Raw genomic sequence first — 19,428 nt, forward strand, 5'->3', positions numbered from 1 at the left:
CATATCTTATTTTATACTTGTTAAAGATTTATGACAAATGTTGTCCTTTATCATTTAAGCGCTTAAAATGAACACGCTCACCGAATTTCACAACTCAATTCATAATGATAATACAACAAATATCAAAAATTGTAGCCTATACAACTCAAAACAGGAAAAAGAAAGCTCAAATAACCAGCCCTATCATCAGTAAAATAAACTACAACGCACACACTTGACTCACTAAAGTCAAATACAAAAGACGATTACAATTGACATAGCAAAGGCTATACAACATTTGTAACCGTCCATTTTTTGTTCCTATTTTAAATACAGCATAGGTACATTGCAGTCAATCGCATGACCTGTGCCATTGAATAAAATAGTTTATTTATTTTTACCATTCACCTTCGATAGCACTAAAAAGATGATGAAGAAAAGTATCGCATAACCTATCAAATACAAAACGTCCTCAATATGAATACGCCCCTCACTTAAAATGCTCCATCCAATATGCCCGTATCGATATGAAGGTAATATTTCAGCAAAAGCTTGCATATGTTTCGGCATAGCATCGATAGGAAACCATAGTCCACCTAAAAAAGACAAAAGTAAATACACAATGGTCCCTATCGGCTGCGCGGCTGAACCGAGTTGGCCAATGATTAAAGCTAAAAATAAAAATGCAAAACTGAAAACATTCAATAATATCACGATTTCTGCAAGTTTATAGAAAGCGATATGAATGTCATTATAAAAATAACCTAACAAAATCATTGCGACAGAAAAGATGAAAGATATGAGAAAATATGAAAATAAGTAACTCATCATATAAGCATTCGGATTGATGACAGACACCTTCAGATAGGCATACCAATAATCACTTTTCTCATTCGCAACCTTTGTCCCTAATAGATTAATCGCATTCCCCATTATCCCAAAACAGATAAGCGAAATGAGCGAATATTCCTTCCAACTGATACCATTGACAGCTGCATTTTGCGGGAAAATCTCAGAGTAGATGATATAGAAAAACATCGGTAATGCGATGATCAATAAGACATACTTGAAGTCTCTAAATATTCTTTGCGTGTTTAATCGCGTTAAGTATAGAAATGGTCTAGCCTTTTTCATATAACACTTTCTCCTTAAAAATTTTCTTCAATTTGTCACCCTTATGGTCTGAAGCATTGAATAAATTTGCTGCCTCTTCATTCAACACTATTTTACTTTCATGGAGAATCACAATTCTTGTAGCGAACGCCGCTATCTCTTCTAAATCATGACTAATCAATAACACGCTCATTTTTTCTTCTTCAACTTCCGAACGAATATGCTCCCAAAACAACTCTTTTGAAGCGACATCCATCCCTATCGTGGGTTCATCAAGCACTAAAAATTCAGGACAATTCATTAAAGCTGCAGCATATTGTAATCGTCTCTTTTGTCCTCCTGATAACCGTGCGCAATATTGGTTTTTGACATTAACTAAATCGACTTCTTTTAATACGTCATCCGGGTCTTGTTGATGCTTAGAGTAATTTTTCAATAGTTCTAACCATTCTCTCACTTTCATTTTTTCAGGCATGGCAACTTCTTGTAACACGACACCGCATCGTTGTTTGAACTCGATATTTCTTATCACTGTCCCTGAACTTTGCTTTAGTAACCCGAGCAAAATTTTAATAAGTGTGGATTTACCTTGGCCGTTCAATCCTAAAAGACCTACAATTTCGCCTTTTTTTACCGAAAAATCAACATCATCTAATACTTTGTTTTTTCCAAAATGGCGACTCACATGGTTCATCTCAAAAATATTTTGCATCGTACTCGAACTCCTTATTGGATCATCTTTTCAATGATTTGTTGTGTGATCCCAATAGATTCTTCAGTGACTTGTGGAATGGAATTCATTAAAAATTTAGGAGAAAGATAAATCACTGATAGATTTTCTTTATACATAGACGCCTTTTCCCCATCATTAATATCAATCAAATGATGAATATCATATGCATCTAACATTTTTTTAATTTCTAAATTAAAGTCTCGCTTCACATCTTGTGTATAAGAAATCAGTATGAATAGTTCAATTTTGTCTCTACTGTAAATAGGAAAGGCAATACTATAATATATGCCTTCACTTCTTAAGTTCATCATTTTCTTATTCATGAAATCAATTAACTTTTGAATATAAAAAATGGTTGATGCTTTCTCAATTGAACACACTGGTATGTTCAAATATTTATAGAAAAAGTCCACTTTATTGTGAGATAGTGTCCCACTTTTCGCAATTATCTGTTGTGTGAGACTTTCGCGCATTTCATTGTTGCAAAAACCATCATGCATCAGATCACTTTGTAGGTCATTATTAATGAGAATGAAAGTGAACGTATCCAGTGTATTTTGAAGCAATGCGTTGTAATACGCCAAATCTTCGTCTGCTGTTGTATCCTGTTGTGCACCTCTCATCTTGCTCATAATCGTTTTGATTTCCTTATTTTCAAGAGAGCGCTCTTGTTTAATTTCACTCAACGCTCTATTCAATTCCTGTTGATTCAATGCATATAAATACTGACTTGGTTTAAAACTATCGATATCAAAGTCATGTTCCAAAGTGATTTTGATGTAATCTTCTGTCGCATGTGCACCTATAATATGAAAGCCGTCATTTTTTAATCTTGTCGTTAAAATATGTTCAAGAACATGCGCAAATTCACTGTTCATTTGTTCATCTGGTCTAAGAAACAACGCGATTTCCTTTAATGCTGTTTCTCTTTTAAAATACATCATTTTTTCCATTATAAAACCGCCTCTCTATCTTTTGTAATAAATACACAGTCCACGATACTTTCATGATTTCCATCAATTTTTAACATTTCTTCTACTTTAAAATCGTCCGTACCCCCTATAGAGGTGCTCACTAAATTGTAACGCGTTGCCATTAGCGCAATATTTTGAGCCACAGCGCCTGCTTCTAGCAAAATATATCTGTATGCCCTGTCGTCATACTTAAAAGTAGCCCTTGAAAAAACGGCTGTAATAAAAAATATGATCGAAGGATGCTCCATATTTTGATATCGTAAAATGTACTTGGAAATATCAAAAACATGTGCGCCATTATCTAACAAACTGAGAGCATGCGTCGAAGGATTGTAATGATACAGTCCTTTTTTAAAATTTTCGTAATCGTTAAATACAATGCCATAAATCTCTAATGGGTATAAAGCGCCCGCTGACGGTACAACTCTCTTATTTTGACTGTTTTTTCCATAAGCCGCCCAAAACAAATCTGAAACGACATTCAAATCGATAAACGCATCTTTATCGGGACTTTGAACTTGCGAGCGTCTCTTATCTAAGTACTCAGTTAACAAACAAGATGAGTGCGTATTCAATTTGAACCGTTGTTGTGTTGGAAAATAACGTTCTGGCTTTTGAGTCGATTTGAGAAAATTCGGACTATTCAATAAAACTCTAGATTGATACATATTTCTCATCAAATATCGTTGACTATGCTTTGTGTTTTGATGGTACGTTTGACTCAGAACACATTTTGAACTTAATCGATTCGCATAGTCATTACTAATCATAGTAGATTTAAAATTTTCCATGGCATACTCCTTATGAATTTTATGGGAAAGGATGCGGGACAGCCGGTTGACTATTTTGCAGTTCATGTGGTTGTCTCTTTTTCATTTGAATTAGATGTGCATCAGCTTCATCAAGACGTTGACTTGTTAAATGTTTAATAAAATGTGGCTCTATATCAAGCATTCCAGGGATAATCGTTTTCCCTACTTTCCAATCCGTATCTTTTATCTCTTCAGACGTCACATCTACAAAATATACTTGTTTACCAATCGCCTTTATTTTTTCTATAAATAACGCCATCGCCTCATCGTCATCTGGCTGTATCTCGTTTTCAGGAATCCGAAAAACGTGCTGATGGCCATCAAGAAATGATAAATGTTGCGACATATGATCATTGAAATATAAAAGAGAGTGGTCTTGATATTCTTTCACATCATCATAACTATCAATCTCAATGTTTTCCTCATCATTAAAAATAATTGCAGCATATCCGACGATACTTTGTGCGAGTTCCAACAAAGTTTTCTTACACGCCTCAATCCATGTCGGTCTCACACTCGCGGCGACAACACACCCCTTGTTTGGAAAAATAGCCACACCAAAAACTGCTGGCACATCCCAATCCATATCCAATTTATATAGCTTAAATTGAATATTTTCAGATTTAATATAACGTTCAAAATAACTGCTTAATTCGCTATGATCATGGATACTGATTTCCTCACAAGCAAGTTGCCTTCTCCAGACGTACTGGAACGCATCTCTTTCAAAAATTTCTGCAACACCTTTCCAGAAACAGTTTTTGAGATTCATGCCACACGCAGCGCCAGTTGCTGTCGTCATCCAACTTTTTGCACCATTACTTCTATAAGTGAGATACACTGCATCTAAAGGGAGCGCAACCGTTCTTTTTTGAATCAAATCATAGCCATGAATCCACTGATAATCATCAAGGTGTGCACTGGCAGACGGATTAATGGTTTGTGGATTGATTTTTTCTATCTCTTCACTGACTGACGTAACACGATTCGGGTGTAAGCAAGAATAGCGCTCGATGTACTCTCCTACAGCCGAATTTACAGCCTGTGCTTCTGTAATACCAGCACCACTTGCATTAAAACCGGCAGTATTATACTGACCCCCAAAGGCCATTTTCACATAAACTTTAGGTAACCCATAATACGTCGGCAAATCATATATATTTTTAATAATGCCGTATTTTTCGTCCACAAAGTCTTGGGCATTTAATTTCACTGTCATAGGCTCACCTCAAAAATTTGTCTATTGACTGTTGGTGGAAAACACAATTCACATTTGGGGTGCTTGAATAAATTGTGCGTGCGCCATCCATCATTTAATAAAGAATAAGCATATACGGTTTGAATCAGTTCATTTTCCACACTCAATCCATTCATTTGCATCGCTTCTTTTAACATTTGCACTTTCACAAAACTGTATGCTAATTGAGCGATTTCTTCTGGTACATATTCTTTACTTGTGTGAGATGAGTGATTAAATAGTGAAAAAACATCGCCATAAACATTATTTTCAGTTTCTCGTAATCGCTTGCAATTTAAACAACTTGTTTCTTTTGGTATGGTATAAGTGATCTCGAAAGAAACATTGTCAAATATGATGCTATTATAAGGAACATTTTTGTTAAACATCATTTCATTATATTGTTCGATACTTTTTCTATTGAATTTTCTCGCTACGATTAATCCAATATCGTAATCATCCGTCATTTTTTCATTTAAATTCACTATATTTTGAGAAGGTGTACTTCGAATATACTGTTCAACTAAATCATCATCTCCGCATATGCCAATGACATAACTTTCAATCGATTTATGTTTCATTTCCAGACCGATCATTGCTAAAAAGGACTCGGTGTCATGGACATTTTCGAATGCGTGAATCGTTTTGAGAAATTCTATTATTTTTTTCTTCACCACATCTTGTTCTTCGCAACGCATATGACCTTCTTTGATTTCATTCCATATTGCCATAAAGGTTTCTTGAGAGATTCCACTCAATTCAAAAATCTGCTCGTCACTTTTGATGTATATCGTTTTATCTTTAAAAACGTAATCGATGTTTGTTTTCATGATGCTCTCCTCCCATTTTTAAAAAAAGGAATTGAAGTGATGATTAACTTCAATTCCTTTAAAACCTATACTCTAACAACAACAGCAACAAGGGCAACAACAAAGTGTTACTGTCCAGTTCATTTGTTCACTTGATAAAAAGTCTTCAGTATTCAATTTTTTGATTTGTAATTCGTTGGCTAACATTGTAACCACCCCTTTTCAAATTTTAAAAAACAAAAAGGAAACTGTATAACAATCCAATAATCAAGGCGCCTAAAACAATGAATACTTTTTTATTTTCTTTAAATTTCATAAGATAACGCCTCATTTCATTATCTTTATATTTTTATAATACTCCTACTTTATTGGAAAAACAATGTATTACGCACCTTAAATTGCAATATTAATCATTTGTTAAGAATTGTGTAATGATTGATTAACCTAATTTAGAAACAAGACAACATCAGGTGCATTTTGGCACTATTGATACATTATGTTGTTTAACTTGCCCTCTCCCTATGATTTGTAGCTTTAGATTGCCTTCAAGGCTTCGCGTTCCTAGGGGCTGGTCCTTCAACTAACTAACGCTCGATCAAACTGTTACATTTGTTGAGGCGTTAGTGGATTTTCCGGACCAGCTTGATCCCTCAGGAGTCTCAGCCTTCTGGACAATCTTATCTCAAATACAGTCACTTAGGGCAAGTTGCTGAAATGAAGACAACCCATAGCATCCAATTTTCACGTCCAATTCACCTTCATTTTACGACGATGTCATCATCAATAATGGATATAAGTCCGTCAATATGGACCGGGATAACTTAATGTCCAAGCTCATAATCAGTCTTGCAGGTGTAGTATGACGAACACTTTGTTTCACATGAGATTTCTGTACTGCTCCCGAAAATACAATTCGGCTTCCTTCAAATGAGCACCTGAATCAAACCGAATGGAGGTGAGGTGATCCCAAGGCCGCAATTGTGAGCATTTAAAAAGCTTATCAATGCGTTTGAATCCATTAAAAAAGCAGTAAAGATGTCTCAATATGAGTACACCTTCACTGCTTTAATGGGATTTCTATGATTCTGTTACTTCTGCTTCTTCTTCCGTTTCACGGTCATGAATATCATATTGGAATGTTTCACCGTCATAATCAACAGTGACATTTTTACCTTCCAACTCTTTACCTTCTAAAATGAGCTCACTCAAGTTATCTTCCACAGTTTTTTGGATGGCACGAATCAATGGACGTGCACCATACTCTGGATCATAACCTTCTTCAGCAATTTTATCTTTCGCCGCTTCTGTCACACGTACATTAATGTTTTGTTCAGATAAACGACTCGTTAATTTACCAACCATCATTGTCACGATTTCTTTCAATTCATCTTTATTGAGTTTATGGAAGACAATCGTATCATCAACACGGTTCAAGAATTCAGGACGGAACGCATTTTTCAATTCTTTCATCATTGTTTTGCGAATAGTTTCGTAGTCTTGACCTTCTGCGCTACCACCGAAACCAGCAAAACGTTGGTCTTGAAGTTCTTGCGCGCCGACGTTTGATGTCATAATAATCACTGTATTTCTGAAATCAACACGACGTCCTTTTGTATCTGTTAAATGACCATCATCTAACACTTGTAAAAGAATGTTAAAGACATCTGGATGTGCTTTTTCAATCTCATCAAATAAGATGACAGAGTATGGTTTACGACGTACTTTTTCAGTCAATTGACCGCCATCATCGTGACCCACATATCCAGGAGGCGCCCCAACAAGACGACTCACTGCATGTTTCTCCATGAACTCACTCATGTCCACACGAATCATCGCATCTTCTTCACCGAACATCGCTTCAGCTAAAGCACGCGCAAGTTCTGTTTTACCCACACCTGTAGGCCCTAAGAAGATGAAGCTACCGATTGGACGTTTCGGATCTTTCAAGCCTGCACGCGCACGACGCACAGCTTTAGAAATGGCTGTTACCGCATCATTTTGCCCAATGACACGCTCATGCAATGTATCTTCTAAGTTGAGCAAACGCTCAGACTCAGTTTCATTCAAGCGTGTTAATGGAATACCTGTCCAACCTGCAATCACTTCTGCAATGTCTTCAGCAACAAGTGTCGTATGTTGACCACCTTGATGATTTTGCCATTCATTTTTCGCTTCTTCATATTGTTTTTCAAGCTTTGTTTGTTTATCGCGTAAGTTTGCAGCATTTTCGAATTCTTGTGCGTGAACCGCTGCATCTTTTTCTTTTTTCACTTGTTCGATTTGTTGTTCAATTTCTTTTAAGTTCGTTGGCGTTGTATGGCTCTTCAAGCGCACTTTTGAACTTGCTTCGTCAATCAAGTCAATGGCTTTATCAGGTAAGAAACGATCTTGTACGTAGCGGTCACTTAATTTCGCCGCTGCTTCTACCGCTTCATCAGAAATGTTAATTCTGTGGTGCGCTTCATAACGGTCACGTAAGCCTTTTAAAATCGCAATGGTATCTTGTACACTTGGTTCATCCACTTGAACAGGTTGGAAACGACGCTCAAGTGCCGCATCTTTTTCAATGTGCTTACGGTATTCATCTAACGTTGTCGCACCGATACATTGTAATTCGCCACGTGCAAGCGCGGGTTTTAAAATGTTAGACGCGTCAATCGCACCTTCTGCACCACCTGCACCAATAAGTGTGTGCATTTCGTCAATGAACAGAATGACATTACCCGCATGATGAATTTCTTCCATTACTTTTTTCAAGCGTTCTTCAAATTCACCACGATATTTCGTACCAGCGACAACCGTACCCATATCAAGTGACATCACGCGTTTACCTTTCAACGTTTCAGGCACTTCGTTGTTCACAATCGCTTGCGCCAAACCTTCAGCAATTGCTGTTTTACCGACACCTGGTTCCCCAATTAATACCGGGTTGTTTTTCGTACGACGACTCAACACTTCAATGACACGTGTAATTTCTTTGTTACGTCCAACAACTGGATCTAATGTGCCATCTTTCGCAATCACTGTTAAATCACGTGCTAAACCATCTAATGTTGGCGTATTATTTGATTTTGCAGATTGTGCATTTTTGTTAGACATTTCTGGGCTACCTAAAGCTTTCACCACTTGTGCACGTGCTTTTGTAATGTTCAAGTCTAAGTTCGCAAATACACGTGCAGCCACACCTTCATTTTCACGAATTAAACCGAGTAAGATGTGTTCAGTACCGACAAAGTTGTGTTGTAACTTACGCGCTTCGTCCATAGACAGTTCAATCACTTTTTTCGCACGTGGTGTGTAGTGTAAAGCACCCATTTGTTCTTGACCATGACCGATGAGTTTTTCAACTTCTTCAATCACTTTTTCTTCAGTAATGTCAAAGCTTTCTAATACTTTTGCAGCAATGCCTTCAGGTTCTTTCATTAACCCGAGTAATAAATGTTCCGTCCCAATATTCGAATGGTTTAAACGGATTGCTTCTTCTTGTGCGTGCGCGAGTACTCGTTGCGCGCGTTCTGTTAATCTTCCAAATAACATATGCCAACCTCCTATTTATATATGTGTTCTTAAAATCTCTGCTCTTTTTGCTTCAATGGATTGTTCATCTGTATCATCTATTAAAAACGGTGATTGTATGGCTACCATTAATTCATTAAATCGAAAATGTTCCATATCTAAAATACCTAAATCGACGCCCAACTTAATATCACTTAAACGATAGGACGCTTCTTCAACCGAAATTAAACGACTATACTTCAATATACCCAAAGAACGATAAATTCTATCTAACGTTTCAGTATGATTATGTTCATTCAAACGCTCACGTAAAGCTAACTCTTCATGAATAATTTGGTCTACTAACTCTGTTAAAGCATCAATAATTTCTTGCTCACTTTTTCCTAATGTCAGTTGATTGGAAACTTGGTAAATATGGCCGTATACTTGAGAACCTTCGCCGTAAATACCACGAATCGTAAAGCCAAATCGGTTAATCGTCTGAGCAATCCGGTTCATCCGTTTCATAATCGATAAACCAGGCAAATGCAACATCACACTCGCGCGCATCCCAGTACCGACATTCGTTGGACACGTCGTTAAGTAACCGAGTTGCTCATCATAACTGATTTGCAATGCACGATCTAATATATCATCAATTTCTGATGCTTTTTGGTAAAGTTCATTTAATGATAAATCATTTCCCATTGCTTGAATACGAATATGATCCTCTTCATTCACCATCACACTCACTGATTCGTCGTCGTTGAGCAATACCGCAGATGCCGGTTGTTTCGTGAGCTCAGGACTGATTAAGTGTTTGGCTACTAGCTTATACTTACTCAATTGATCGAGTTCGTCTAAGCGGAGTACTTTTAAATCTGTTAATACATCTTGCACTTCGTTAATCACGCGATGTCCCTCAGACTCGGATGGAAACATGAGCGGATGCACATAATTTTCAAGATTTCGTGCTAAACGAATACGCGATGACATGATCACCGGTTGTGCGTTGACCTTTTTCATCCAATCACTCATATGTTGATCTAAATTATGCATCATCTTGTCGGGACACCTCGCTTTGTTGCTCAAGCGCTTGAATCTCATCACGTACAATGGCCGCTTCTTCAAAAGCTTGTTGTGCGACTAACAATTCAAGACGTGCTCGCTTTTCTTCCAGTTGCTTTTTCAGCGCGCGTTTATGCTGTGACGACTTCGGACATTTCCCTGAATGTTCGATATGACCACCTTGAACACGTCTCACAATATCATACACGTCTTCTTTAAACGTTTGGTAACATTGCGGGCAGCCGAATTTTCCAACATGTGCAATATCCTTTAACGTCATTTGACAGTTCGGACAGCGCTTTTGCTCTCGATAAACAACTTGATCCACATTCAGACCATGTTTTGCTGCCAAATGTTGCAAAATTTGTTGGATGACGAATGTGCCCTCGACATCATCGCCTTCATGCCATTGCTCATCAGATTGTCCATAACCCGATTGATCATAAGCTTGAATATGATGATTCAGGTACTCGTTTTGCTGTTTATCAAGTTCGCGTTGATCGATTTTCATTGCACATCACCCTTCTAATAATAATTAATCACAGGAAGTAAACGTTTCAAAATATTCGCACGGATAATATCTCTCGATGCGACATCCATTTTTAATGTTTCCCGGTCTACAACTGCCGCAATCATTTTAGCTTCTCTTTCCGTAATTAAATTATTTTCACGCAAGCCATCAATAATATACAAAGCTTGTTGTTGAGAAAGGGCCGGACCAATCAATTCCATTAAGCGTTTAATGTAATTGTTTTGGTCTTTCGTTTCAACTTTTGTGATTCGAATATAGCCACCGCCACCGCGTTTACTCTCTATTTCATAGCCGTGTTCATTAGTAAAGCGCGTCTTAATCACATAATTCAACTGAGATGGTACACAATCAAAACGCTGTGCGATATTGGCACGTTGAATTTCAACAACATCATCTTGTGCCTCTTCAAACAATTGCTTAATGTACTGTTCTATGATGTCAGACATATTATGCATGGTATCACCCCTTTTGACCATCTTTGACTATATTATAGAACCCACTTTGACCTTTTTCAACCAATTTGATTTTAAATTTGATAAATAGTTATGTTACTGCTTACATTTTTGTTGTATGATAGTCTTAGTTAAAAATTATTTAGAAAAAATAGAGGTGGAACACGCATGCATATTTTAATTGGGGTCATCGGGATAGGTGTTTTCTTAGCCCTCGCTTTAATTGCAAGTTCTGACAAAAAGAATGTACGCTGGAAATACATCGGCATCATGTTGGTGATTCAACTGATTTTAGCGTTCTTCTTACTTAAAACAAACATTGGGATTACGATTGTCGGCGGTATTGCAAAAGGATTCGGCTACTTGCTCAAACAAGCAGGCGTCGGTGTAGATTTCGTATTCGGTGGTTTAGCGAATGAAGGTGCGATGTCATTCTTCTTAAACGTTTTATTACCTATCGTTTTCATTTCCGCATTAATTGGTATTTTGCAATATACAAAAATTTTACCATTGATTATTAACGTATTAGGCTTCTTGATCTCGAAAATTAACGGGATGGGACGTTTAGAGTCATACAATGCCGTTGCAGCAGCGATTTTAGGTCAATCAGAAGTATTTATTTCACTTAAAAAGCAACTGCCTTATATTACGAAACAACGCTTGTATACTTTAACAGCTTCAGCAATGTCAACGGTATCAGCATCTATCATTGGTGCGTACTTTACATTAGTACAACCGAAATATGTGGTTACAGCAGTCGTATTAAACTTATTAGGTGGTTTCATCATCGCTTCAATTATCAATCCGTACAAAGTCAATGAAGAAGATGACAAATTATTAATTGAAGAAGAAAAGAAACAACAATCCTTCTTTGAAATGTTAGGGGAATACATTTTAGATGGATTTAAAGTTGCAGTTATCGTAGGTGCGATGTTAATCGGTTATATCGCTTTAATTTCATTATTAAATGGTCTCGTTGGTGGACTTGTAAGCCTCGTTTCTGGTGGTTCATTAGACTGGAACTTCCAAACATTAATCGGCTTTATCTTTGCACCACTCGCTTTCTTAACAGGGATTCCATGGAGTGACGCGGTTGATGCAGGTTCGATTATGGCAACAAAATTATTATCAAACGAATTCGTAGCGATGACTGAACTCGGCAAAGCATCTGGTTTATCAGAGCGTTCATTAGGTATCGTGTCTGTATTCTTAGTCTCATTTGCTAACTTCAGCTCAATCGGTATCATCTCAGGTGCCATCAAATCATTAAACGACGAAAAAGGCGACATGGTTGCACGTTTTGGCTTAAAATTATTATTCGGTGCAACACTCGTATCATTCGTTTCAGCAGCGATTGCAGGATTTTTCTTGTAAGCGCAAACATATAAGTGTTTAGTAAGGTAGACAAACATATAAAAGAGACTGAGCCATTAAGCGCTGAGTCTCTTTTTAGTTATATTAAAGTTTGAATATATTGCGCAACAGGGAAAGGTAACCCTTCAAATTGAATCATAAAAATTATAATCTGAGACTTTTCACCACTTCTTACAAAAGTCTCGGATTTTATTTTTCATTAACAAAAGATTGTCTGAAAATCATTAAAAATTACGACAATCTTCCTTTATTTCTTGATATTATAAATAAATTGTTAAATTTTAGTAGATAAAAACAGTTAACTATTATATGATTTATACAAGTGATGGTGACATTTTAATTTTTGAGCAATCATTCAAAATTCAATTTTATTAAATCTATATCTATTTAACTTTTAAATTTCTTAAGCATTGAGAAGAGAATTAGATAACAAAAGCAAGTTTTTATCTAGCATTTATAATTTAATAGTGATGTAGAAGAAACAATGAGATATAACCCTAGTCCTGATACCTTTTTGTTCAGCAACGATTACTACTTAAGATGGATGGCATAGTAATGATGATAAATATGCAGATCTCTTACCACCAATGAATAAAAAGTTCACTGACTGGTTTAATAAAAATAAATCACAGAAGAGGAAGACAACAATGAAAAAACCATTTTTAAAATTGAGTTCAACGTTTTTACTTTTAACAACAATCACAATGAGCAATTCAAATGTTATCAACGCTTTGGCCGTAGAAGAAGGAACAAAAAGCATCGTTCAAGATACTAAAATTGATAAAGTAGGAAAAAGGACTGCTGTTTTTGAAGGTCCTAAAGGCGCACCGTGTACCTCAACAATGCTGACTTCTAACTTTGGACTCACTGCTGCACATTGTGGTAATGGATTTCAGTCAGAGTTGGTCGGTACGGTATACCCTGCTCAATCAGGGAGACAAACACCTTTTGGCTCAATGTCTATAACGCTTTTTAATCCTTATGAAGATAAAGATATTGCATTTTTTTACGGCGTTGATAGTGGCAAAAGCCATGATTATAATCATTACCAAAAAGATTTCGCAAATACTGAAATAACTCTTCAAGGTTTCACAGATGAAGAGTTAAAAGATATGATTGGCAAAAAAATATATTCTTATGGATACCCATACGATTACAATGGCTATAAGCAGTACAAGTTTACAGGAGAAATCACTTTTGCGAATAGTGATTTTATTAAAACAAATTTACCTGCATACGGTGGTCAATCCGGCTCTTCTGTATTTTTAGAAGAAAACAATCAATTAGTGGGTATATTAACTCAAGGAAGCGAAGATAACAAAGATGCTATTTTACAACCCATAACGAAAGATATTGCTCGGTGGTACAAAGGTAAAAAAGATATTTTAGAAAATCCTGTTCAATAAATCCGTAATCTAAAGTGACACCTCACCATGTTTATATGAAAACGTAACTTGGGGAGTTACCCAATTCTTTATACACTCAATATCGTTTTACAATAGTAAAGGCTAGGACCTATGTGATGAAGTCCTAGCCTACTTTCGTTTATTCTACTGCTGCATCACATGTTCAATAAAGTATTGCGTCATGCGATAATCATCCGTTAATTCTGGATGGAAGGATACGCCTAAATAACGGCCTTGTTGTACAGCTATAATTTTGTCATCAATTGTCCCTAAGACATCGACCGCTGCTTCTGTGGATTGAATATGAGGTGCACGAATAAAGACCCCTTCAATCGGTTGATCGATGCCTTTGATGTGCAATTCAGATTCGAAACTATCCACTTGTCGTCCGAATGAGTTACGTTCTACCGTAATATCCAACTTTTGAAGATAACCTGCTTCGCCTACAATATCTTTCGCAAGGACAATCAAACCCGCGCACGTTCCGAACATCGGCAATTGTGATTCACGTAACGCTTCTTTAAAACCATATAGATTCATAAGACGACGTAAAGTAGTCGACTCACCACCTGGGATAATTAAGCCATCAATCTCTTCCAATTGCTCAACTTTTTTGATTGCGACACCTTCATGACCCGCAAGTTCAATATGCCGGATATGTTCACGTACCGCACCTTGCAATGCTAATACACCGATTTTCATCTTACCAACCACGCTCTTGCATACGTTCTTCTAATGAAAGTTGATTAATATCTAAGCCTTTCATCGCTGTACCTAATTTCTTCGCTAACTCACCAATTAATTTATAGTCTTGGTAATGTGTTGTCGCTTGGACAATCGCTTTTGCAAACATTTCTGGATCTTCAGATTTGAAAATACCTGAACCTACAAATACACCATCAGCACCTAATTCCATCATCAATGCTGCATCTTGAGGTGTTGCCACGCCACCTGCCGCAAAGTTCACAACTGGTAAACGGCCATGTTTTTTAATGTCTTTTAAGATTTCATATGGCGCACCTAAGTTTTTCGCTTCTGTCATTAACTCATCATCGCTCATCACAGTAATACGTTTGACTTCTTGATTCACTTGACGCATATGACGGACAGCTTCTACGATATTTCCTGTACCCGGCTCACCTTTCGTACGTAACATCGCAGCACCTTCACCAATACGACGCGCCGCTTCACCTAAGTTACGACAACCACAAACGAATGGCACTGTGTAATCATCTTTTTTCAAGTGGAAGACTTCATCTGCAGGTGTTAATACTTCAGACTCATCAATATAGTCCACACCCATTGCTTCCAATACTCTTGCTTCCGTAATATGACCAATACGGCATTTGGCCATAACAGGAATTGATACCGCATTCATAACTTCTTCTACAATAGATGGATTACATGCACGCGCAACGCCACCTGCTGCACGGATATCAGATGGGACACGTTCAAGTGCCATGACTGCAACCGCACCTGCTTCTTCCGCAATTTTCGCTTGTTCTGCATTTACAACATCCATAATGACGCCGCCTTTTTGCATTTCTGCCATTCCTCGTTTAACACGTTCTGATCCGACTTGTTTCGACATAGGTGATGAAACCTCCTTTTAATATTTACACAAGTAGCTTATACTATAATCTGAACCGCTTAAAGTGTCAGAATTATAAAATATCAAAGGGTCAGATAGGAGTGCTCTTATGGAAATGTTGATGTTTCATATTAATAAAAAAGACGGTCAACCCATTTATATTCAATTATACGAAAATATTAAACAAAGTATTATTAACGGAAGTATGCATGAAGGCGAAAAATTACCTTCTAAACGACAACTCAGTCAATATTTGTCTGTAAGTCAAACGACCGTCGAAAATGCGTATGCCCAGCTGGTGGATGAAGGTTATATTTATAGTCAACCGAAATCCGGCTTTTTTGTCAGTGATATCGAAACACTGCCATTTACTAAAAAGACACCGTTAGAGTCATTTCCAACTCAACCTATCACGTCGCCTGAACCCACGTATGCGTTTAAGTTAGGAATGGTGGATCAATACCATTTTCCGTTCGAACAATTTCGTAAGTATGCGAAGGAAGCGTTTGAAGAATTGCAGTTTCATCTCGTCGAACCCGGCCATAAACAAGGAGATTATGCCTTACGTGCGCAAATCAGTCGCTATTTATTTCATAGTCGCGGTGTACAATCCACACCCGAACAAGTGATTGTCGCATCGTCCACAGAACAGTTGCTATCTATTATTACCGATTTACTTCCCGAGCAAAAAGGAATAATGCTAGAAGACCCGATTTATCCTCAAGTCCATCAAGTTTTAAAACGGAAGCATATTCCCTATCAATTTGTACCTGTTGAAAAAGATGGCATCGCGATCAATACGGTTGAACGTGGATCATATCAGATTGTTTACATTACACCGAGTCACCAGTTTCCGACAGGTGTAACGATGAGTCTCAAAAAGCGAATGCGTTTGCTAAAATGGGCAAGTGCAGACCCGCATCGTTACATTATTGAGGATGACTATGATTCAGAATTTCGTTATGAAGGCAAACCGATTCCAGCCCTTCAAAGTTTAGATCAAACAGGGAGTGTCATTTATGTCAGTACCTTTTCAAAGTCCATCTCTCCGACGATTCGTATCGCTTATGCTGTCTTACCTGAAGCCCTATTACATCTTTATCAAACGACGAAAAATATTGAAGGGGGCACCGTACCACGTCATACACAATATATGGTGACAGCTTTTATGGAAACGAACCAATTTGAACGTCATTTAAATCGCATGAGAAAAATTTATCGCCAAAAACGAGATATCATCTTACACCACCTCCAGCAATACCCTTCCATTTTTGAAGTTTCTGGTGAAAAAACGGGAATGCATTTGATTGTAACGATTAAAAATGACTGGTCTGAACAAAAGTGCTTACATCAATTACGACGCTTTGATATTGACATGAAGCCTCTTTCACAATATGTCTATCTTCAACAAAACACGGCACCCCGTTTTGTTTTGGGATTCGCGGGGATTCCTATTGAAGATTTAGAAGCACATATGAAAAGGCTCATTGCTTGTTTTAAAGAAGAATATTGAACACACAAAAAAGACATGTCAAACTGAACATTTCATTCAGTCGTACATGTCTTTTTTATGATTAATCTTTTAATAAGTGTGGATTTCTCACGTTTTGATAGTCGTACAACTCAATTTCTTGAAGTTGCATCAGTGAACGACGAAGTTGCGCATAATGGCTCATTTCAGGCAAAGCCACTATCTTTTCTGGACGTTGACCTTGTTCTAATAATTTAGCGATATTTTCAAACACAACTAAATATTTTCCCATCGCCTCTTCACTAATTAACATGCGCTTTCGATCTTCCATCACTTGTATTAATTTAAAACTCATTTGTTCAAGAATAAACATAGCAGGATAGAAATATTGCGTTCTTTTCTTATTGGATAACAATTCACCATACGCATAACGATACATCACTTGCATGTTCTCAATATTAATTTTCAATCTCAATCTTTCTCTGTGACGAAAACGGTCGATGTTGTAATGCACATTCGAAAACAGCGTGTGGAAAATTTGTGCTTCAATTCGAGTCACATCCGCCATAAATTCTGGTAAACGTTTAGAAGCAAGACGTCTACCAATAATCATCACGCCGATAATCGCAAGACCTACCCCAACTGTCGTATCTAATAAACGCGGGATGGCGATATCTAGTGTTAAAGTACCTTGTGCCAAACCGCCGAGTAAAATCACTTGAACCGTAATCGCCAACATCGCAATCGCATAATTGGCACCAACTAAAATTTCAGTAATTGCACCACTTAAACTGAGCACAATCACGACCATGACAATATTCGGATCTAACAGTAAAAAGAGGATGACAATGCCAATACCGATGAGCGTTCCAATCCATCTCGCACCTGCACGTTCAACACTCGCAATCGTCGTACCACCAAGAAGAACGGTATGCGCACTTAACGGTATCCAGTAAGCACGTTCAAAGTTAAACATCAATGCTACAAAAATCGCAATACCAATAATCAGTGCGTACTTCGCTGTTGAAATAAAATGCATAGACTCAGGTGTTAAATGATAACGTAATCTTCTCAAATATTGTGGAGATTGTCTTTTTACGTTCTTTCTAACTTGTTCATCCGGCGCATCCATCACTTCATCTATCTTAAAAATTAAGCCCACAAGCTCTTCAAATTCATCAGAAACACTGACTTCTTTTTTCCAAGTCGTTTTTGTCGTGTTCCCATGCGTAATACGATTCACAATGTCCGTCATCATTTCATCAATAATCGGTGGTATCGGACGGTGACCTTTCGCATTCAATTCGAGTAGCTCTGAATATACCCCTTCAGCAGTACGATGTAACAAAGACAAACGTTGAACTTCAACCGATTTTCTTTTCAATACTGATCTTGAAGCTTGAAGAATTTCAGATGTCGAAATCAAAGTTTGTACCATTGTTTTTGTCAGCGCATTGAACTTCACTTGATCATTAAAATGGTGAATTAATGCTTGAATTTGTTTGAACTCTTGAGATACAGCACTAAATTCAGGATGTTCTTTGCCTACTTTAATTTCAATTAAGACAAACAATATAGCCAAAAGACCACCTATACCAACGATAGCGCCTCGCCATAAGAAGGCATGTGGGTCTGACGGCATCACACTTGCCAAACTATAAGCAATGATAAAAAACGTAGAAGAAGGGCCAGGAATATTTAAAGTGTTAAAAATATAAAAAGGCACAACAGCCACAATTAAAAGAAAGATGCCAAAAAGTAAGGGGGTACTAGAGGTTAATGTACCAATCATCATTGTCACAACTAAACCGATAGCTGCGAAAGTAACTGAACGCAGGCGCGAATTGAACGTCCCTTTGAAAACATAAATGCTTGCGAAAGTACCGATTGTTGCTAATAAAGCACTTGAAAAATCATTAAAAATCAAACCATAGAGTAAGGGTAAAAACATCAACAATCCTTGACGAAAACCACGTTGTAAATCAATTTTATTCACATCAATATGTGCAACATTTTTAAAATAAGTCAACATGATACGCACCACCTTTGTTTAAAATTTCAGGTTTAAATAAAAAAAAGAGACCTAAGGGTCTCAATTCGGCTCATCGCATCCTATGCGTTAAATTTCTGCTTGGCAACGTCCTACTCTCGCGGAACGTAAGTCCGACTACCATCGGCGCTAAAGAGCTTAACTTCTGTGTTCGGCATGGGAACAGGTGTGACCTCTTTGCCATAGTCACCAAACAAAAATATAGTTGAATGTTATACATTCAAAACTAGATAGTAAGTATATATCACAAGCATTACCTTATGAACAATTATTTTGATTAAGTCTTCGATCTATTAGTATTCGTCAGCTCCACGTATCGCTACGCTTCCACC

Annotated in this window: 16 protein-coding genes and 1 rRNA gene; 3 read left to right on the forward strand and 14 right to left on the reverse strand. The window is 37.3% G+C overall.

Going from position 1 to position 19,428, the window contains the following annotated elements:
• Positions 1–366: 366 nt before the first annotated feature.
• From CCE82_RS05985 to CCE82_RS06030, 10 genes are all read right to left on the reverse strand, one after another.
• Positions 367–1,113, reverse strand: a complete 747-nt coding sequence (locus tag CCE82_RS05985) for an ABC transporter permease (RefSeq protein ID WP_086428498.1) — start codon at positions 1,111–1,113, stop codon at positions 367–369.
• Entirely contained in the window at positions 1,100–1,804 is a 705-nt protein-coding gene (locus CCE82_RS05990) for an ABC transporter ATP-binding protein (RefSeq protein WP_086428499.1), read from the reverse strand. Before CCE82_RS05990 ends, CCE82_RS05985 begins: the two co-directional genes overlap by 14 nt.
• Positions 1,805–1,818: 14 nt before the next feature.
• Complete coding sequence (locus CCE82_RS05995) at positions 1,819–2,778, reverse strand: hypothetical protein (protein WP_240507169.1); 960 nt, start codon at positions 2,776–2,778, stop codon at positions 1,819–1,821.
• A complete protein-coding gene (locus CCE82_RS06000) occupies positions 2,778–3,590 on the reverse strand; it encodes a SagB family peptide dehydrogenase (RefSeq protein WP_086428501.1) in 813 nt (270 codons plus the stop codon). Before CCE82_RS06000 ends, CCE82_RS05995 begins: the two co-directional genes overlap by 1 nt.
• A 19-nt stretch (positions 3,591–3,609) precedes the next feature.
• A complete protein-coding gene (locus tag CCE82_RS06005) occupies positions 3,610–4,830 on the reverse strand; it encodes a YcaO-like family protein (RefSeq protein WP_086428502.1) in 1,221 nt (406 codons plus the stop codon).
• Positions 4,827–5,678, reverse strand: coding sequence for a hypothetical protein (locus tag CCE82_RS06010; RefSeq protein WP_086428503.1), 852 nt, complete (start codon positions 5,676–5,678; stop codon positions 4,827–4,829). Before CCE82_RS06010 ends, CCE82_RS06005 begins: the two co-directional genes overlap by 4 nt.
• 1,056 nt (positions 5,679–6,734) lie before the next feature.
• Positions 6,735–9,194 carry an ATP-dependent Clp protease ATP-binding subunit gene (locus tag CCE82_RS06015; RefSeq protein WP_086428504.1) on the reverse strand — a complete coding sequence of 820 codons (2,460 nt, stop codon included), beginning with the start codon at positions 9,192–9,194 and terminating at the stop codon, positions 6,735–6,737.
• 15 nt (positions 9,195–9,209) lie between these two features.
• The gene (locus tag CCE82_RS06020; RefSeq protein ID WP_206184378.1) at positions 9,210–10,211 is read right to left on the reverse strand and encodes a protein arginine kinase; all 1,002 of its coding nucleotides are present in this window, start codon (positions 10,209–10,211) and stop codon (positions 9,210–9,212) included.
• Positions 10,204–10,731 (reverse strand): UvrB/UvrC motif-containing protein, encoded by a 528-nt coding sequence (locus CCE82_RS06025; RefSeq protein WP_086428506.1) that lies wholly within the window; start codon positions 10,729–10,731, stop codon positions 10,204–10,206. Before CCE82_RS06025 ends, CCE82_RS06020 begins: the two co-directional genes overlap by 8 nt.
• Before the next feature lie 14 nt (positions 10,732–10,745).
• Complete coding sequence (locus CCE82_RS06030) at positions 10,746–11,207, reverse strand: CtsR family transcriptional regulator (RefSeq protein WP_086428507.1); 462 nt, start codon at positions 11,205–11,207, stop codon at positions 10,746–10,748.
• 165 nt (positions 11,208–11,372) lie between these two features.
• Here CCE82_RS06030 and CCE82_RS06035 point away from each other — a divergent pair, with 165 nt between their 5' ends.
• Both CCE82_RS06035 and CCE82_RS06040 read left to right on the forward strand, forming a co-directional pair.
• Positions 11,373–12,578: a NupC/NupG family nucleoside CNT transporter gene (locus CCE82_RS06035; RefSeq protein WP_086428508.1), complete on the forward strand. Its 1,206-nt coding sequence runs from the start codon at positions 11,373–11,375 to the stop codon at positions 12,576–12,578.
• Positions 12,579–13,225: 647 nt separating this feature from the next.
• Positions 13,226–13,984 carry a trypsin-like serine peptidase gene (locus CCE82_RS06040; protein WP_086428509.1) on the forward strand — a complete coding sequence of 253 codons (759 nt, stop codon included), beginning with the start codon at positions 13,226–13,228 and terminating at the stop codon, positions 13,982–13,984.
• A gap of 144 nt (positions 13,985–14,128) precedes the next feature.
• Here the strand turns inward: CCE82_RS06040 and pdxT are convergent, their stop codons facing one another.
• Together pdxT and pdxS are read right to left on the reverse strand one after the other, a co-directional pair.
• On the reverse strand, positions 14,129–14,686 hold the full coding sequence (pdxT, locus tag CCE82_RS06045) for a pyridoxal 5'-phosphate synthase glutaminase subunit PdxT (protein WP_086428510.1): 558 nt from the start codon (positions 14,684–14,686) through the stop codon (positions 14,129–14,131).
• Position 14,687: 1 nt separating this feature from the next.
• Positions 14,688–15,575 (reverse strand): pyridoxal 5'-phosphate synthase lyase subunit PdxS, encoded by an 888-nt coding sequence (pdxS, locus tag CCE82_RS06050; protein WP_086428511.1) that lies wholly within the window; start codon positions 15,573–15,575, stop codon positions 14,688–14,690.
• 109 nt (positions 15,576–15,684) lie between these two features.
• Between pdxS and pdxR the strand changes: the two genes are divergently transcribed.
• Positions 15,685–17,088, forward strand: a complete 1,404-nt coding sequence (gene pdxR / locus CCE82_RS06055) for a MocR-like pyridoxine biosynthesis transcription factor PdxR (protein WP_086428512.1) — start codon at positions 15,685–15,687, stop codon at positions 17,086–17,088.
• A gap of 61 nt (positions 17,089–17,149) precedes the next feature.
• Here pdxR and CCE82_RS06060 read toward each other — a convergent pair whose 3' ends face one another.
• Complete coding sequence (locus CCE82_RS06060) at positions 17,150–19,078, reverse strand: FUSC family protein (RefSeq protein WP_086428513.1); 1,929 nt, start codon at positions 19,076–19,078, stop codon at positions 17,150–17,152.
• A gap of 97 nt (positions 19,079–19,175) precedes the next feature.
• Positions 19,176–19,290 (reverse strand): 5S ribosomal RNA (gene rrf, locus CCE82_RS06065).
• Positions 19,291–19,428: the final 138 nt, after the last annotated feature.

It is taken from the genome of Staphylococcus cornubiensis, assembly GCF_900183575.1.
In the GTDB taxonomy this organism is placed as follows: Bacteria; Bacillota; Bacilli; order Staphylococcales; family Staphylococcaceae; genus Staphylococcus; species Staphylococcus cornubiensis.

Bases quoted from the DNA above. Each gene is read 5' to 3' on its own strand.
- CCE82_RS05985 (WP_086428498.1), bottom strand. From the start codon at position 1,113: ATGAAAAAGGCTAGACCATTTCTATACTTAACGCGATTAAACACGCAA.
- CCE82_RS05990 (WP_086428499.1), bottom strand. From the start codon at position 1,804: ATGCAAAATATTTTTGAGATGAACCATGTGAGTCGCCATTTTGGAAAA.
- CCE82_RS05995 (WP_240507169.1), bottom strand. From the start codon at position 2,778: ATGGAAAAAATGATGTATTTTAAAAGAGAAACAGCATTAAAGGAAATC.
- CCE82_RS06000 (WP_086428501.1), bottom strand. From the start codon at position 3,590: ATGGAAAATTTTAAATCTACTATGATTAGTAATGACTATGCGAATCGA.
- CCE82_RS06005 (WP_086428502.1), bottom strand. From the start codon at position 4,830: ATGACAGTGAAATTAAATGCCCAAGACTTTGTGGACGAAAAATACGGC.
- CCE82_RS06010 (WP_086428503.1), bottom strand. From the start codon at position 5,678: ATGAAAACAAACATCGATTACGTTTTTAAAGATAAAACGATATACATC.
- CCE82_RS06015 (WP_086428504.1), bottom strand. From the start codon at position 9,194: ATGTTATTTGGAAGATTAACAGAACGCGCGCAACGAGTACTCGCGCAC.
- CCE82_RS06020 (WP_206184378.1), bottom strand. From the start codon at position 10,211: ATGCATAATTTAGATCAACATATGAGTGATTGGATGAAAAAGGTCAAC.
- CCE82_RS06025 (WP_086428506.1), bottom strand. From the start codon at position 10,731: ATGAAAATCGATCAACGCGAACTTGATAAACAGCAAAACGAGTACCTG.
- CCE82_RS06030 (WP_086428507.1), bottom strand. From the start codon at position 11,207: ATGCATAATATGTCTGACATCATAGAACAGTACATTAAGCAATTGTTT.
- CCE82_RS06035 (WP_086428508.1), top strand. From the start codon at position 11,373: ATGCATATTTTAATTGGGGTCATCGGGATAGGTGTTTTCTTAGCCCTC.
- CCE82_RS06040 (WP_086428509.1), top strand. From the start codon at position 13,226: ATGAAAAAACCATTTTTAAAATTGAGTTCAACGTTTTTACTTTTAACA.
- pdxT (WP_086428510.1), bottom strand. From the start codon at position 14,686: ATGAAAATCGGTGTATTAGCATTGCAAGGTGCGGTACGTGAACATATC.
- pdxS (WP_086428511.1), bottom strand. From the start codon at position 15,575: ATGTCGAAACAAGTCGGATCAGAACGTGTTAAACGAGGAATGGCAGAA.
- pdxR (WP_086428512.1), top strand. From the start codon at position 15,685: ATGGAAATGTTGATGTTTCATATTAATAAAAAAGACGGTCAACCCATT.
- CCE82_RS06060 (WP_086428513.1), bottom strand. From the start codon at position 19,078: ATGTTGACTTATTTTAAAAATGTTGCACATATTGATGTGAATAAAATT.